Origin of the sequence: Streptomyces sp. GDS52 (genome assembly GCF_052246875.1) — a bacterium.
Classification (GTDB): Bacteria; Actinomycetota; Actinomycetes; order Streptomycetales; family Streptomycetaceae; genus Streptomyces; species Streptomyces cathayae.
The window spans coordinates 338,023-352,598 of the sequence record NZ_JBQQCR010000002.1 but is presented as its reverse complement, the minus strand read 5'-3'; the positions used below and the strand labels follow the sequence as shown (position 1 = coordinate 352,598).

The following is a 14,576-nucleotide window of genomic DNA, read 5'->3' as shown; positions in this document are numbered from 1 at the left end:
CGCCCGCGGTGTTCGGAGTTCTTGACCACCTGGAAGTCGAGGGGTTGTGTCGGTACCGTTGCTGCTCGCCGGGGTCTGGACCCGGATCACGTCGCTGCTGCCCACCCGCGGCGACCTCGACCAGATGCGGCGCGATCCGCGCCGTGACCTGCTCGCCGGACTGACCGTCGCGGTCGTCGCACTGCCCCTCGCCCTCGGATTCGGCGTCTCCTCCGGGCTCGGCGCGGAGGCGGGGCTGGCCACCGCCGTGATCGCCGGTGCGCTGGCCGCCGTGTTCGGCGGCTCCAACCTCCAGGTCTCGGGCCCGACCGGGGCGATGACCGTGGTGCTCGTCCCCATCGTCGCCGACCACGGCGCGTCGGGCGTGCTCACGGTCGGGCTGATGGCGGGCGTGATCCTGGTCGTGCTGGCGCTGCTGCGGGCCGGGGGCAGCATGCGGTACGTGCCCGCACCCGTGGTGGAGGGCTTCACACTCGGCATCGCGTGCGTGATCGCACTGCAGCAGATCCCCAACGCCCTCGGTGTCCCCGTGCCCGAGGGCGACCGGGTGCTGGTGGTGGCCTGGCGGGCGTTCGAGGAGTTCGCGCGCACACCCGACTGGATCGCCGTCGCCCTGGCGCTCTCGGTGGCCGCCGTGATGCTGATCGGGGCGCGCCTGCGGCCGACCGTCCCGTTCTCCATCCTGGCCGTGATCGCGGCCACGCTCGTGGTCCAGGTCGCAGGACTGGACGGGGTGCGCCCCATCGGCGACCTGCCCTCCGGCCTGCCCACCCCCTCGCTCGCCTTCCTCGACACCGGCGCACTGACCGAACTGATCGCACCCGCCGTGGCCGTGGCGGCGCTGGCCGCGCTGGAGTCGCTGCTGTCCGCCTCCGTGGCCGACGGCATGACCGTCAACCAACGGCATGACCCGGACCGCGAACTGTTCGGCCAGGGCCTGGCGAACATCGCCTCGCCGCTCTTCGGCGGCGTCCCCGCGACCGGCGCGATCGCCCGCACCGCGGTCAACGTCCGCACCGGAGCCACCTCGCGACTGGCCGCCCTCGCGCACGCGGCGGTCCTCGCCGTGATCGTCTTCGCGGCCGCCCCGCTGGTGTCGAAGATCCCGCTCGCCGCGCTGGCGGGCGTCCTCCTGGCCACCGCCGTCCGCATGGTCGAGGTCGGTTCGCTGCGCGCGATGGCCCGCGCCACCCGCTCCGACGGGCTGGTCCTGGTCCTCACGGCCGTCGCCACCCTCGCCCTCGACCTCGTCCTCGCCGTGATCATCGGGCTGGCCGTCGCGGGCCTCCTCGCACTGAGCGCCGTCGCCCGGCAGGCACGCCTCGCCCCGCTCCCGCTCGACCGGGGCGACCACACGGAGGCGGAACGCGAACTGCTGGCCGAGCACATCGTCGCCTACCGCGTCGACGGCCCGCTGTTCTTCGCCGCCGCCCACCGCTTCCTGCTGGAACTGACCGAACTCGCCGACGTGCGGGTGGTCATCCTGCGCCTCTCCCACGTGAGCGTCATCGACGCCACCGGCGCCCTGGTGCTCAAGGACGCGGTGGCGAAACTGCGGCGCCGCGGCATCGCCGTCATGATCTCGGGCGTCCGGCCCGAGCACCGCAAGGTCCTCGAATCCGTCGGCACACTGGAGTCGCTGCGGCGCGAGGGCCGGGAGTACGCCACGACGCCGGAGGCGATCCGTGCGGCCCGCGACCACCTGGAACTCACCGGTGTCCTGCCCGCGCCCAGGGCCCCGCAGTCGGCCGCCGCGCCCACCGGGCCGCCGAACAGGCCCTGACCGACCGGGAGATCGGCCGGTACAGCCCCCGGAACACAGGGATGTGCGAAGTTGCTAATGTCGGAAAGCTCAGAGAATGGCGAGGTCGGGTGCCGACGACGCACAGGTGGGGCGAGGGACCTCGGACCGGACGACGGGACCGGGGCGGCGCGCCGGAAACCGGGAACCGGAGAGGGGACGGCACGATGACCATGCCGCTGTACCAACTGAAGGCCGAGTTCTTCAAGACCCTGGGCCATCCCGCCCGCATCCGGGTCCTGGAACTCCTCAGTGAGCGCGAGCACGCCGTCGCGGAGATGCTGCCCCAGGTGGGCATCGAACCGGCTCACCTCTCCCAGCAACTGGCGGTGCTGCGCCGGGCGAACCTCGTGGTCAGCCGCAAGGAGGGCTCGACCGTGTACTACTCGCTGACCAGCCCGCACGTGGCGGAACTGCTCCGGGTGGCCCGCACCATCCTGTCCGGAGTGCTGGCCGGCCAGGCCGAACTGCTCGCCGACCTCAGGGGCGAGACGAAACCGCTTCCTTAGCCCCGGCTTCCCCGACCCCGGCCCGCGGGGCCGGGGTCAGCCCGCCGGGGCCGCCTCCCCGCCCTCGCGGCGGCCGTGCAGGAAGAGCTGGGGCTCCGGAGTGGCGTCGGGATGGGCCGGGGTGAACAGCACGCTCTCCTCCGACAGCACCGTCAGCCCCGCCTCGCGCACCAGCGCGGTCACGGCCTGGGCGGCGAAGCTGGTGACCCGCACGCCCTGCCCCATGAAGACACCGTCGAAGCCCTCGACGTCCAGGGGCACGGTGGCCAGCGCGAACAGGCCGCCGGGGCGCAGGACCAGGGCCAGCCGCCGCACCAGGTCCGCCTGCTCCGCACGGGACATCTGGAGCAGGGCGAAGTACACGCAGACGGCGTCGAGGGAACCGTCCTCGAGCGGCAGCCCGCGGATGTCACCGCAGCGGAACTCGGCCTCGGGCACCTGCCGGGACGCGATCTCCACCATCACCGGCGACACGTCGACCCCCAGCACCCGGTGACCGGCCGCGGCGAGCGTGGCGGCCGTGGGCCGTCCCGTCCCGCTGCCCACGTCCAGCACCCGGCTGCCGGGCGGGAGCCGTTCGAGCAGCCACGCCAGCGAGGCCCGGTGCGCCTCGGAGGCGGCGAACGCCTTCTCGTAGTCGCTGCCCAGCGCGTCGAACACCGCCGCTGCCGGTGACCTGCGATTCCCGTCGGCCAAGACGCACCCCGTCTCCGCGTGTCGATGCCGGGCATCGTGCCATCCCCGAGCCGCCCTCACAAGCGTTCCCCGCTGCTCCTTCCGGCGCCCCTCCCACACCCCGGACCGGCTTGCGAAGGCCCCGGCCGGCACGGCAGGGTCGGGGTGTGCCGACTCTGCTGATCATCCATCACACGCCCTCGCCCCACTGCCAGACGATGTTCGAAGCGGTCCTGTCCGGGGCCGGCGCCCCGGAGATCGAGGGCGTCCGGGTCGTCCGGCGGGCGGCGCTCTGTGCCACGGCCGGCGACGTCCTGGACGCCGACGGCTATCTGCTCGGCACCCCGGCGAACCTCGGCTACATGTCAGGGGCGCTCAAGCACTTCTTCGACCAGGTCTACTACCCGTGCCTCGACACCACCCGGGGCCGGCCGTTCGGCTACTACGTGCACGGCGGCAGCGACGTCACCGGGGCGGTGCGGGGCATCGAGTCTGTCACGAAGGGCCTCGGCTGGCGGCGCGCCGCGGACGCGGTGACCGTCACCGGCGAACCCGACAAGGCCGCCGTCGAGCGGTGCTGGGAACTGGGCGCCACGCTCGCCGCCGGACTGATGGACGACTGATCCGCCCGGACCTCGGTGGCGGGATCAGCCCCCTCCGTCCACCCGGCGCCGCTCCTGCTCGTCCCAGGCACGGGTGTCCCGGGGCCGGGTGTACGGCTCGGCCTCGGGCGGATGACCACCGGCGATGGCCCGCTGCCGGGCGATCTCCGCGTCGAACTCCAGACCCAGCAGAATGGCCAGATTGGTGATCCACAGCCAGACCAGGAAGACGATGACACCGGCCATCGTGCCGTACGTCTTGTTGTACGAGGCGAAATTGGCGACGTAGAACGCGAAGCCGCCGGAGGCGGCCAGCCAGATCAGCAGGGCCAGGAAGCTGCCGGGGGTGATCCACCTGAACCCCCGGACCTTGGCGTTCGGAGCGGCCCAGTACAGCAGCGCGATCATGATCGTCACCAGGACGACCAGCACCGGCCACTTGGCGATCGACCACACCGTCAGCGCGGCGTCCCCGATACCGAGGGTGCCGCCGACCTGACGGGCCAGACCACCGGTGAAGACGACGATGAGCGCACTGACCACGGCCAGCACCATCAGCACCACCGTCAAACCGAGCCGCACCGGCAGCACCTTCCACACCGGACGTCCCTCGGGTATGTCGTAGACCGCGTTGGCCGAGCGGATGAACGCCGCCACATAGCCCGACGCCGACCACAGGGCGAGCACGAGACCGACGATCGCCACGACCGATCCGGTACCCGCGTTGCCCTGGAGCTGGTCGACGGCCCGGGTGATGATGTCGCGGACCGCCCCGGGGGCGAGTTGCCGGACGTTCTCCATCACCTTGTCCACCGTCGAGCGTCCCGTGATGCCCAGCAGCGACACCAGCACCAGCAGTGCCGGGAACAGTGCCAGCACGCCGTAGTACGTGAGAGCGGCGGCCCGGTCGGTCAGCTCGTCGTCCTTGAACTCGCGCAGCGCCCCCTTCAGCGCGGCGCCCCAGGCCCCTTTCGGGAGCTCGGTCGGCGCGTCCGGTGCCGACTGCTCCACCTGGTCGCTCGGTCCTTGCTCCCCCGGATCCGGGCCTGAGCGCTCCGGGTCCGGGGCGTCGCCGTCGGACCGCCTGCGGCGTCCCGGGACATTCGGTTTCATGGCCTTCGAGTAACCACGGAACGGGAGATCACTCCGCGCACGAGCGGCCACGGGAACGGGACAAGGTTGTGGGAGCGCTCCCAAAGCGTGCAGGATGCCGGGCATGATCTCCTCTCCCGTGATTCGTCCGTACCGCCGCGAGGACCGGCCGGCCCTCGACGACATCTGTGTCCGCACCGCGCACAACGGTCAGGACGCCCGCCTCCACTACCGTGACCCCGGCATCCTCCCGGCGGTCTTCGCCGCTCCCTACGTCCACCTGGAGCCCGAACTCGCCTTCGTCCTGGACGACGGGAAGGGGCGCGCGGTCGGTTACGTCCTCGGCACCGCCGACACGCCCCGCTTCGCGCGGGACTTCCGTGCCGCGTGGCTGCCGCTGGTCGCCGACCGGCACCCCGAGCCGGACGGGCTGCCCGGGAGCCCGGACGAGGAGATGGCCTGGCTCCTGCACCACCCCGAGCGGATGTCCGTCCCCGAACTGGCGGCCTACCCCGCCCACCTGCACATCGACCTGCTGCCCCGGTGGCAGGGGTGCGGGTACGGCCGGGAGCTGATGCGGACGTTCCTCGAGGCGCTGCACGTCCGCGGGGTGCCCTCGGTCCACCTCGTGATGGCGAAGGCCAACAGCTCCGCCAGGGCCTTCTACGACCGGATGGGCTTCCACGAGATCGAGGTGCTCCTCGACGATTCCGTCACCTGCCTCGGGCGCTCGACGCGGGACCACGACCGGCTCTGAGGGTCCCGTGCGCCGGCAGCCGACGGACGTGAACCTCCGTCGGCCAGCGGTCACTTCGGCTGTCCGGCATCTGAACTCCCTGCCGCGCAGGCCGAGTCGGGCGGGACCGTGGAGGCGCCCGGGCGCCCTGCGGTTCCCGGGAGGTTCCTGAGAATTCCCGAAGAAACCGTGAGGCGCTTGAACACACCGCGACGCGCCTACGTATGGGGCGTGGGAATCCCATGCCCACCCCCCGCGACAGAAGCGTAGGAGTACCGCCTTGGCACGCAACACACGCAGACGCCCACGAGGTCCACAGCGCGCGACCTTCGCCGCGGTCGCGCTGATCCTGGGCGGAGGGGGGTTGATGGCGGCCAATGTCTACGCTTCCGCGACGGAGGACGACTCCGTGGGCGGGGCCGGTCAGGCGCGCGTCCTCGGCGGCACCACCATCGACTGCCCCGACGTGGCGACCGAGCTGACCACGGTCCCCGAGAAGGCGCGGCCGGACGTCGACAAGGAACTGGCCGCGCTGGACGAGCAGATCGCCCAGGCCTACCAGCGCCTGGGGGAGTCCGCGCAGGCCATCCAGCAGGACCCCGGCGTCGCCGACGACAAGGTCATCGACCCGCTCGAGGAGGAACGCTCCGCGACCCTCGAACGCATCACGGCCGCCATGGAGAAGGAGGGCGACCGCCCCGAGGGCCTCGGTGGACTCGCCGACTGCTCCGTCCGCGACTCCGGAAACGCGTCCGCCCAGCCGGAAGACGGCCAGGACGGGAACGGCCAGGAGGGCGACCAGGGCGCAGGCGGCGCCGACGGCCAGGACCAGGGCGGCGGAAACGGCGGACAGGCGGGCAACGGGCCCGTCGCCGCGGACTTCGTGGACATCGAGAGCGTCCAGCCCAACGTGGTCAAGCCCGACCCGGCGGCGGACGCCTCGAAGGGCACCTTCGTCAGCAGCTGCGGTGTCAACGAGAACGGTCTGTTCAACTCGGACAACGTGATCGCGGCTCCCGGTGTCGCCAACGGCGCGCACCACTTCCACGACTACATCGGCAACCAGGCCACCAACGCCTTCTCCAGCGACGACCAGCTGGCGGCGGCCGACACCAGCTGTGAGGACCAGGGCGACAAGTCGTCGTACTACTGGCCCGTGCTGCGGCTGCAGAACGGCACCGAGGAGCAGGACGCCAACTCCCCCGGCGGCGGCATCGAGGGCAACGCCGGTGAGATCGTGACCCCCAAGGAGGTCACGCTGACGTTCGTGGGCAACCCGCAGGGCGAGGTCACGGCCATGCCGCGGCTGCTGCGCATCATCACCGGTGACGCCAAGTCGTTCGTCAACGGCCCCGCCAACGCCAACGCGTCCTGGAGCTGCACCGGTTTCGAGGACCGGCAGCTCGAGGACAAGTACCCGCTGTGCCCGCAGGGCAGTGACGTGGTGCGCACCTTCGACTTCCAGAGCTGCTGGGACGGCCGCAACACCGACAGCGCCAACCACCGTACGCACATGGCGTTCATGGACGCCCAGGGCAACTGCCCGTCCGGCTTCGCGCCCGTGCCGCAGCTGGTCCAGCGCATCGTCTACGACGTCGACGCGCCGAGCCTGAACGACGGCGGCGCGACGACCCCGCTGTTCGCCGTGGACTCCTTCCCGGAGCAGCTGCACAAGCCGGGCACCGACCACGGCGACTTCATCAACGTCTTCGACGAGGACCTGATGCAGGAGATGGTCGACTGCATCAACAGCGGCCGCACCTGCGGTGTCGGCGCCGGCGACGGCGGTGAGCAGCCGGGTGGGGACCCGACGGAGGAGCCCACCGAGGCTCCCGGTGGGGGCGGCAACGGCGGCAACGGCGCCGAGCAGCCCGGTGACGGCGCCGCCCAGCCGGGCGACAAGGGCGGTAAGGACGACAAGGGTGGCAAGGGGGGCAAGGGCGACAAGCCCGGTGCCGGTGACGGCGGTCAGGAGAACCCCTCGGAGCCCCCGGCCGACGCCCCGGCCACCGAGGAGCCCGCGGGTGACGACGCCACCACCCCGCCCGGCGACAAGCAGCCCGAGGTCCGGGCCTCGGCCGCGCCCCAGGGCGGTCAGCAGGGCGACGGCGCCGGCCAGGAGACGCCGGGCGTCGGCACGGCGACCGACGACGGCGGCCGGCAGACCGCGGCGGCCGACGCCACCGAGCCGCAGACCGTGAGCGGCGGTCTGGCCGAGACGGGTGCCCAGCTCTGGCCGGCGGCCGCGGGCGCGGTCCTGGTCATCGCCGGCTTCGTGCTGCTGCGCCGCGTGCGCCGCACCTGACCCGGACGGCCCGCGCGGCGAGGCGCGGGTACGCACGACGGCGGCAGGCCCCGCGGGGCCTGCCGCCGTCGTGTCGCACGCCCGGCCGTCCGGGCCTTGGGGAAGGCGCCGGCGCACCACGGTGGCGTCGACGAGGACGCTGCCGGCGAGGCCCGGACCCCAGCATCCTGACCACGATGTTCTCGCTGATGACGAACGCCGCGAACACGCTCACCACGATCAGCGCGGCGCAGGTGATGACCCGCGCGGTGATCTACCAGGGCGTGTTCTCCTCCGCCCCGGCTCTCCGCCCCGCCCCGTGCCGAGGCCGAGCCGGTCCTGGCCTCGTCCCCATCGCACGGGGAGGGGATCACCCCGGCTCTCGGACCGCGCGGGTGACCATGGCCGGCGACGGGCCCGGTGCCCGGGCGCGGTCACCCGGCGGACCCGGGCGGGGCGGGCCGCGAGGACATGCCCGCGGAGCGGGTCGGGCGTACTGTCCGAGGTGTGGAACGTGTACGTCCCTGAGGGAACAGCGGGCACCCGCGCACCTTCTCTGACGGGCGGGCAGCCTTCCTGCCACCGGAGCGGAGGCCGTGATGTCCGGGATGAGCGAGTCGTTCCTGGGCGCCGCCTCGCTGGACGACGCCCTGGGTGCGGGCCTGGCCGCCACGGTGCGGCGCACCGGAGCCTCGGCCGGCGCCCTCTACCTGCTGGACGCGGCGGACGGGGTACTGCGCCTGGGATGGCTGAGCGGGATCCCGGAGGATTTCAGCACCCCGTGGCAACGGCTGTCCCCCATCTCACCGACGCCCGTCACCGACGCCGTCCGGGAGGACCGGCTGGTCTGGCTCGGCGGTCAGGACGAGATGGTGCGCAGATACCCCCGGATCGCCGCGGTCCTGCCGTACCCGTTCGCGATGGCCGCGATGCCCCTGACCGGGGCCCGCCGTTGCTGGGGCGCCATCGGCCTGATGTGGCCCGCCGACCACCCGCAGCACGTCACGGCCCGTGAACGGCACAACATCACGACCAGCGCGCGTCACCTCGCACGGCTCCTGGAGGACAGCTCCCGGCCGCCCACCCTCCACGACCGGCCGCGGATCGTCACCCCGGGCGCCGTGGCCGGCCCGGCGCAGACCGGGCTGGCCGCCTGCGACTATCTGGAGCGGCTGCCCGAGGGAGCGGTGTCCCTCGATCTGGAGGGCCGGATCACCTTCCTCACCACCGACGCCGCCCGCCTGCTCGGCCGCCGCACGGAACAGCTCCTCGGCACCAGGCCCTGGCAGTCCCTGCCCTGGCTGGACGACCCGGTCTACGAGGACCACTACCGCACGGCGGTGGTCAGCCGGGTACCCGTGACCTATGCCGCCTGCCGCCCCCCGGACCAGTGGCTGACCTTCGAACTCCACCCGGGCAGCAGCGGCATCAGCGTCCGTATCACCCCCCGGAAGGAGTACACCGCGGTCCTGCCGACGCCCGCGGACCTGCCGCGCCCCGAGCCGGCCCCCATGGGACGCCTGCACCAACTGGTCCATCTGGCCGCCGCGCTCACCGAGACGGTGACCGTGCAGGACCTCGTGGACCTGATCACCCACCAGATACTGCCCGCCTTCGGAGCCCAGGGCCTGATGCTCACCTCGGCCGAGGCAGGCCGGCTGCGGATCGTCGGCCACCACGGCTACCCCGGCGGCGTCGTGGAACGGCTCGACGCCCTGGACCTGGACACGGAACTCACCCCCGCGGGCGATGTCCTGGCCGCCGGCACGGCCGCCTTCTTCGGCAGCCAGGACGAGATCGCCGCCGGGTATCCCAGCACCGTCCACCTCAGCGACAAGACGGCCTGGGCCTTCCTCCCGCTGACCATCTCGGGACGACCGGTGGGCTGCTGCGTCCTGTCCTACGACCGGCCGCACACCTTCACCGCCGACGAACGGGCCGTCCTGACCTCCCTGGCCGGCCTGATAGCCCAGGCCCTCGACCGCGCCCGCCTCTACGACACCCAGCGCCACCTCGTCGCCGCCCTGCAGCGGACCCTGCTGCCACGCGCCCTGCCCACCGTGCCCGGCCTCGACGTCGCCGTCCGCTACCTGCCCGCCGGGCCCGGCCTCGACGTCGGCGGCGACTTCTACGACGTGCTGCCCCTCGACGACACCACCGTGGCCGCTGTCATCGGGGACGTGGAGGGCCACGGTGTCACCGCGGCGGCCCTCATGGGCCAGGTCCGTCTCGCCGTCCACGCGCACACCACGGCCGGCGCGGCACCGGACAAGGTCCTCCTCCGGACCAACCGGCTGCTCGCGGACCTGGACTCCGAACTGCTCGTCTCCTGCCTCTACGCCCATATCGACCTGGCACGCCACGAAGTGACCCTCACCAACGCCGGACACGTCCCGCCGCTGCTGCGCCGGGCCCCCGGACGGGCCGACGTGGTGCACCTCGAACCCGGACCGCTGCTCGGTGTCGGCACCGGCGGCCACTATCCGGTCACCACCGTCGGCTTTCCCCCGGGCTCCGTCCTCGCCCTCTACACCGACGGCCTGGTGGAGGCCCCCGGCACCGACGCCACCCACGCCACCGAGCGGCTCGCCGAACGTCTGGCGGCGGGCGCCGACCTGGACCTGCACCGGCTCGTCGACCACCTTCTGCGCACCACGGAGCGCACCGGCCAGTCCGCCGACGACATCACCGCACTCCTCCTGCGGCCCACGGAACAGGGAGAGGGCGTCCTCCCGGTGCAACCTTCGGCTCAACCAGGCCGTCTCACCTGATACCAGCAGAAGGCGACCCTTGGGGGCGTAAAAAATGAAAAGAAGAACAATGTGCGTGACTCTGGCACTCGTGGGCGGCACGCTGGGAACGGTGGCGGCCCCCGCCGCCGCCACACCCACCGCCTCCCCCCGGACCGTCTCCGTCCAGGCCGTGACGCCCCGGTCCGCGGCGTGCCCCACCGGCTGGGGCAGCCGGGCCAAAACCGCCCCCACGGCCACGACGACACCGGTCCGGGACGTCAGGACCGGACACCACACCTGCTACGACCGGATGGTCGTCGACCTGCCGGGAGCGGGCGGCAGCGGCATCGGGTACACGGTCCGGTACGTCGACCGGCTGTACCAGGACGGCTCCGGCCGGCCGGTCCCCGTCGCCGGCGGCGCCGTCCTGGAAGTGCGGGTGGCCGCTCCGCCGTACGACCCCGGGACCGGCCGGCCCACCTACCCCGCGCGCGCCGGACAACCTCTGCCGGGAGTGGACCTGACCGGGTACCGCACCTTCAGGGACGCGCGGTTCGCAGCCGGCTTCGAGGGCGACACCCAGATCGGGCTCGGGGTGCGTACCCGGTTGCCGTTCAGGGTGCTGCAGCTCCCGGACCGTCTCGTGATCGACGTCGCCCACAGCTGGACGGACGCGAGCTGAACGCGACTGTCAGTGGTGGATGCCACCCTGCCGGTATGGACGAGCTGGAGTTCATGCGCGGCAGGGTCTACGGAGCGGACCACGACGATCCGGGGCCGCGCGACGGGCGGTTGTACGCGGAGCTGGCGGGAGGGCCGCTGGACGGTCTCCTGCTGGACATCACGGACCGTTCCGAGAGGGACCTGAGAGGCGGCGTCGGGCTGCCCACCGAGATAGGCCGCTACGGCGCGGGCGGCCGCGCCCTGTACGTGCCCCGCGGCAGGGGCGGGCGTGTGTTCGACTGGAAGGGCGACGTTCCCTGAACACGCGGCCCGTGCCGGCCGGCCGGCACGGGCGCGAGGAGGCGGGAGTGAGCCATGGGACTCCTTTCGGACGGCGGCCGGGCGGTGCGCGGCCGGATCGGTGACGCGATCTTCTCCCGGGTGGCGGGACCGGACGGCCGGGACAACCGTGCCCGTATCCACGGCACGCCCGGCCCGCGCTGGTTCGGTCCCGAACGGCCCGTCAGACAGGTGCACGGGGATGCCTCGATGTTCATCGGCGGACTGTCGGCCCTGCTGCTCCAGTCGCTCCATCCGCTGGCCATGGCCGCCGTCGCCGGGCACTCCGGGTTCCGCGGGGACCCGTGGGGCCGCCTGCAGCGGACCAGCACCTTCCTCGCCATGACCACCTACGGCCCGGCCGACGGCGCCCAGCAGGCCGTCGACCGGGTACGGGCCGTGCACGAGACGGTACGCGGCACGACCGCCGACGGCCACGAGTACCACGCCGCCGATCCCCACCTGCTGTGCTGGGTGCACATCGCGGAGGCCGACATGTTCCTGCGCGCCCACCAGCGCTACGGCGCCCACCCGCTGGACGACGAGGGCTGCGACGGCTACGTGGCGGACATGGCGCGCATCGCCACCGCGCTCGGCGTGCCCGACCCGCCGAGGAGCCGAACCGAACTCGCCGACCGGCTGGCGGACTACCGCGGGGAACTGCGGTCGACCCCCGAGGCACGCGGCGCGGCGCGTTTCCTGCTGCTCAACCCGCCCGTACCGGCCCTCGCCCGGCTGCCCTACGGCGCCCTCGCCGCCGGCGCCGTGTCCCTGCTGCCGAACTGGGCGTCCCGCGCGCTGTGGCTGCCCCGGGCGGCACCCGCCGAAGGCGTGCTCGTCCGCCCGTTCGGCACCGCCGTCACCGCGGGCATCCGCTGGGCGCTGGCCCCGCCCGCCGGCCCGGGGCAGGACGTCGCCGGTTGACCCGTCCGATCCGGGGCACTCAGAGCTGGCCGGTGCCGTTCGGACACGGGAGGCCGCAATGGCGGTTCGTCATCGTCTGATCAGTACGCGTCCGCAGACGGTCTGGGCCGTCCTCGCCGACGGCCGTCGCTACGCACAGTGGGTGGTGGGAACCTCGGATTCGGAGCCGGTCCGGGGCCACTGGCCCCGGCTCGGCGCGGCGATCCGCTACGAGGTGCGGCTGGGGCCCCTTCGCCTGTCCAACGAGACGGTCGTCCGACGCTGTGAGCAGGGTGAGGCCCTGGAACTCGAGGCCAACGCGGGCCCCCTCGGCACGGCGCGCATCGCCATCGAGCTGCGGCCGTGGGGAGACCAGTGCCTGGTGCTCGTGGACGAGCATCCACTGCGCGGAGTCGGCGGCCGCCTGCACAACGCGGCCGTGGAAGCCCTGATCCAGGTACGCCACCGCGCCATGCTCGCCCGGCTGGCGAAGCTCTGCGAGGCCGAGGCCGCCGAGGAGGAACGCCGCCGCCCCCTCGGTCAGGTCGTGTCGCCGAAGCCCGGCCGGGGAGGCGCTCGTGCCTGACGCCGTGGTGATCGGGGCCGGTCCCAACGGACTCGTGGCGGCGAACCTCCTGGCCGACGCGGGCTGGAGTGTGGACGTGCTGGAGGAGCAGCCGGAGCCCGGTGGCGCGGTACGGCACGACCGGGGCGTCGACCCGGACTTCGTCAGCGACCTCTGCAGTTCCTTCTATCCGCTCGCCGCCGCGTCCCCGGTGCTCGGCGGGCTCCGCCTGGAGGACCACGGGCTGCGCTGGAGCCACGCCCCGCACGTCCTGGCCCACCCGCTGAGCGACGGCAGGTGTGCGGTGCTCGACCGCCGGATCGATGTCACCGCCGACTCCCTGGAGGCCTTCGCGCCGGGCGACGGAGCCGCCTGGCGGCGGCTGCACGACGTGTGGCAGGACCTTCGCCCCGACCTCCTGAACGCCCTGTTCACCCCGTTCCCGCCGGTCCGCTCCGCCGCCCGGCTCGCCGTCCGGCTGCGCGGCGCGGGCGGCCTGCGGATGGCCCGCACCCTGGTACTGCCCGTCCGCCGTCTGGGGGAGGAGGAGTTCCGGGGCGAGGGCGGCGGACTGCTGCTGGCGGGCAACGCGCTCCACGCCGACCTGGCACCGGAGGCCGCGGGCAGCGGGGGCTTCGGCTGGCTGATGTCGATGCTCGGACAGACCTACGGCTTCCCCGTGCCGTCCGGCGGCTCCGGTGCCCTCACCGAGGCACTGTCCCGCCGGCTGGCCGCACGCGGTGGCCTGCTGCACTGCGGCCGGCGGGTCGACCGCATCGTCGTGCGCGAGGGCCGGGCGGTGGGGGTGCGCACCGCGGACGGCGAGACGATCGGCGCCGGGCGGGCCGTCCTCGCGGACGTGTCCGTACCGGCCCTGTACGGCGAACTCGTCGACGCCGTGCACCTTCCCGCCCAGCTGATGTCCGATCTGCGGTGCTTCCAGTGGGACTTCGCCACCTTCAAGGTGGACTGGGCACTCGACGGCCCGGTGCCCTGGCGGGCCGAGCAGGCCGCGGGCGCCGGCACCGTCCACCTCTCGGACGGCGTCGACGAACTGACCCGGTTCGCGGCCCAGCTCGCCATGGGCCAGGTCCCCGACCGCCCCTTCTGCCTGTTCGGGCAGATGACGACCTCCGACCCCACCCGCTCCCCCCGGGGCACCGAGTCCGCGTGGGCCTACACCCATGTGCCCCACGCCGCCGCCGGCGACGCGGGCGACGAGGGACTCACCGGTACCTGGGGCGCCGGGGAGCAGGAGGTCATGGCCGACCGCGTCGAGCGCCAGGTCGAACGGTTCGCACCCGGGTTCCGCTCCCGGATCCGGGCCCGGCGCGTGCTCGCTCCGCCGACGCTCCAGTCCCTCGACCGGAATCTGCACGGCGGCGCCATCAACGGCGGCACCGCGGCCATGCACCAGCAGCTCTTCTTCCGACCGATCCCCGGCACCGGACGCCCGGAGACCCCCGTGAAGGGGCTGTATCTGGCGTCCGCGGGAGCACATCCGGGCGGCGGCGTCCACGGCGCACCGGGCGCCAACGCCGCCCGCGTGGCCCTGCGCCGGCACCTGACGCCGGGCCCGGCACGGGTGCAGCGCCTGCTGGCCCGCCGGGACCGCACCGGCCGCAGGCAACCCGGTCCGGGCGCCCGAGCCGACGGCGGATGACCGGCACACCGA

13 protein-coding genes and 1 pseudogene are annotated in these 14,576 nt (G+C 73.3%); 11 read left to right on the top strand and 3 right to left on the bottom strand.

Features of this window, described 5'->3' with window-relative positions; genetic code table 11:
• The first annotated feature begins 46 nt into the window (after positions 1-46).
• Together ACTWJ9_RS32075 and ACTWJ9_RS32070 are read left to right on the top strand one after the other, a co-directional pair.
• On the top strand, positions 47-1,783 hold the full coding sequence (locus ACTWJ9_RS32075; protein ID WP_279337661.1) for a SulP family inorganic anion transporter: 1,737 nt from the start codon (positions 47-49) through the stop codon (positions 1,781-1,783).
• Positions 1,784-1,968: 185 nt separating this feature from the next.
• The gene (locus tag ACTWJ9_RS32070) at positions 1,969-2,310 is read left to right on the top strand and encodes an ArsR/SmtB family transcription factor (RefSeq protein WP_109377945.1); all 342 of its coding nucleotides are present in this window, start codon (positions 1,969-1,971) and stop codon (positions 2,308-2,310) included.
• A gap of 36 nt (positions 2,311-2,346) precedes the next feature.
• Here the strand turns inward: ACTWJ9_RS32070 and ACTWJ9_RS32065 are convergent, their stop codons facing one another.
• Positions 2,347-3,006, bottom strand: coding sequence for a class I SAM-dependent methyltransferase (locus ACTWJ9_RS32065; RefSeq protein ID WP_387041891.1), 660 nt, complete (start codon positions 3,004-3,006; stop codon positions 2,347-2,349).
• 146 nt (positions 3,007-3,152) lie between these two features.
• Between ACTWJ9_RS32065 and ACTWJ9_RS32060 the strand changes: the two genes are divergently transcribed.
• Positions 3,153-3,608, top strand: coding sequence for a flavodoxin family protein (locus tag ACTWJ9_RS32060; RefSeq protein WP_279337663.1), 456 nt, complete (start codon positions 3,153-3,155; stop codon positions 3,606-3,608).
• A 24-nt stretch (positions 3,609-3,632) separates the two neighbouring features.
• On the opposite strand, the gene ACTWJ9_RS32055 is transcribed toward ACTWJ9_RS32060, so the two are convergent.
• On the bottom strand, positions 3,633-4,700 hold the full coding sequence (locus tag ACTWJ9_RS32055; RefSeq protein WP_443296084.1) for a YhjD/YihY/BrkB family envelope integrity protein: 1,068 nt from the start codon (positions 4,698-4,700) through the stop codon (positions 3,633-3,635).
• Positions 4,701-4,803: 103 nt separating this feature from the next.
• Here ACTWJ9_RS32055 and ACTWJ9_RS32050 point away from each other — a divergent pair, with 103 nt between their 5' ends.
• Complete coding sequence (locus tag ACTWJ9_RS32050) at positions 4,804-5,436, top strand: GNAT family N-acetyltransferase (RefSeq protein ID WP_279337666.1); 633 nt, start codon at positions 4,804-4,806, stop codon at positions 5,434-5,436.
• Between the two features lie 346 nt (positions 5,437-5,782).
• The gene (locus ACTWJ9_RS32045; RefSeq protein WP_443296137.1) at positions 5,783-7,720 is read left to right on the top strand and encodes a DUF1996 domain-containing protein; all 1,938 of its coding nucleotides are present in this window, start codon (positions 5,783-5,785) and stop codon (positions 7,718-7,720) included.
• 111 nt (positions 7,721-7,831) lie between these two features.
• On the opposite strand, the pseudogene ACTWJ9_RS32040 reads toward ACTWJ9_RS32045, so the two are convergent.
• Positions 7,832-7,973, bottom strand: a pseudogene (locus tag ACTWJ9_RS32040) (MMPL family transporter); the annotation flags it as partial.
• A 325-nt stretch (positions 7,974-8,298) separates the two neighbouring features.
• Between ACTWJ9_RS32040 and ACTWJ9_RS32035 the strand changes: the two are divergent.
• Genes ACTWJ9_RS32035 through ACTWJ9_RS32010 form a run of 6 tightly spaced genes read left to right on the top strand, consistent with a single transcriptional unit; the run spans position 8,299 to position 14,564 of the window.
• Positions 8,299-10,470: a SpoIIE family protein phosphatase gene (locus ACTWJ9_RS32035; protein ID WP_279337667.1), complete on the top strand. Its 2,172-nt coding sequence runs from the start codon at positions 8,299-8,301 to the stop codon at positions 10,468-10,470.
• Between the two features lie 34 nt (positions 10,471-10,504).
• Positions 10,505-11,113: an AMIN-like domain-containing (lipo)protein gene (locus ACTWJ9_RS32030; RefSeq protein WP_443296083.1), complete on the top strand. Its 609-nt coding sequence runs from the start codon at positions 10,505-10,507 to the stop codon at positions 11,111-11,113.
• Between the two features lie 35 nt (positions 11,114-11,148).
• Entirely contained in the window at positions 11,149-11,415 is a 267-nt protein-coding gene (locus ACTWJ9_RS32025) for a hypothetical protein (protein ID WP_279337669.1), read from the top strand.
• Positions 11,416-11,469: 54 nt separating this feature from the next.
• Positions 11,470-12,357 (top strand): oxygenase MpaB family protein, encoded by an 888-nt coding sequence (locus ACTWJ9_RS32020; RefSeq protein WP_387035310.1) that lies wholly within the window; start codon positions 11,470-11,472, stop codon positions 12,355-12,357.
• Between the two features lie 58 nt (positions 12,358-12,415).
• A complete protein-coding gene (locus tag ACTWJ9_RS32015; protein WP_384208741.1) occupies positions 12,416-12,922 on the top strand; it encodes an SRPBCC family protein in 507 nt (168 codons plus the stop codon).
• Positions 12,915-14,564, top strand: a complete 1,650-nt coding sequence (locus tag ACTWJ9_RS32010) for a phytoene desaturase family protein (RefSeq protein WP_387035312.1) — start codon at positions 12,915-12,917, stop codon at positions 14,562-14,564. Before ACTWJ9_RS32015 ends, ACTWJ9_RS32010 begins: the two co-directional genes overlap by 8 nt.
• Positions 14,565-14,576: the final 12 nt, after the last annotated feature.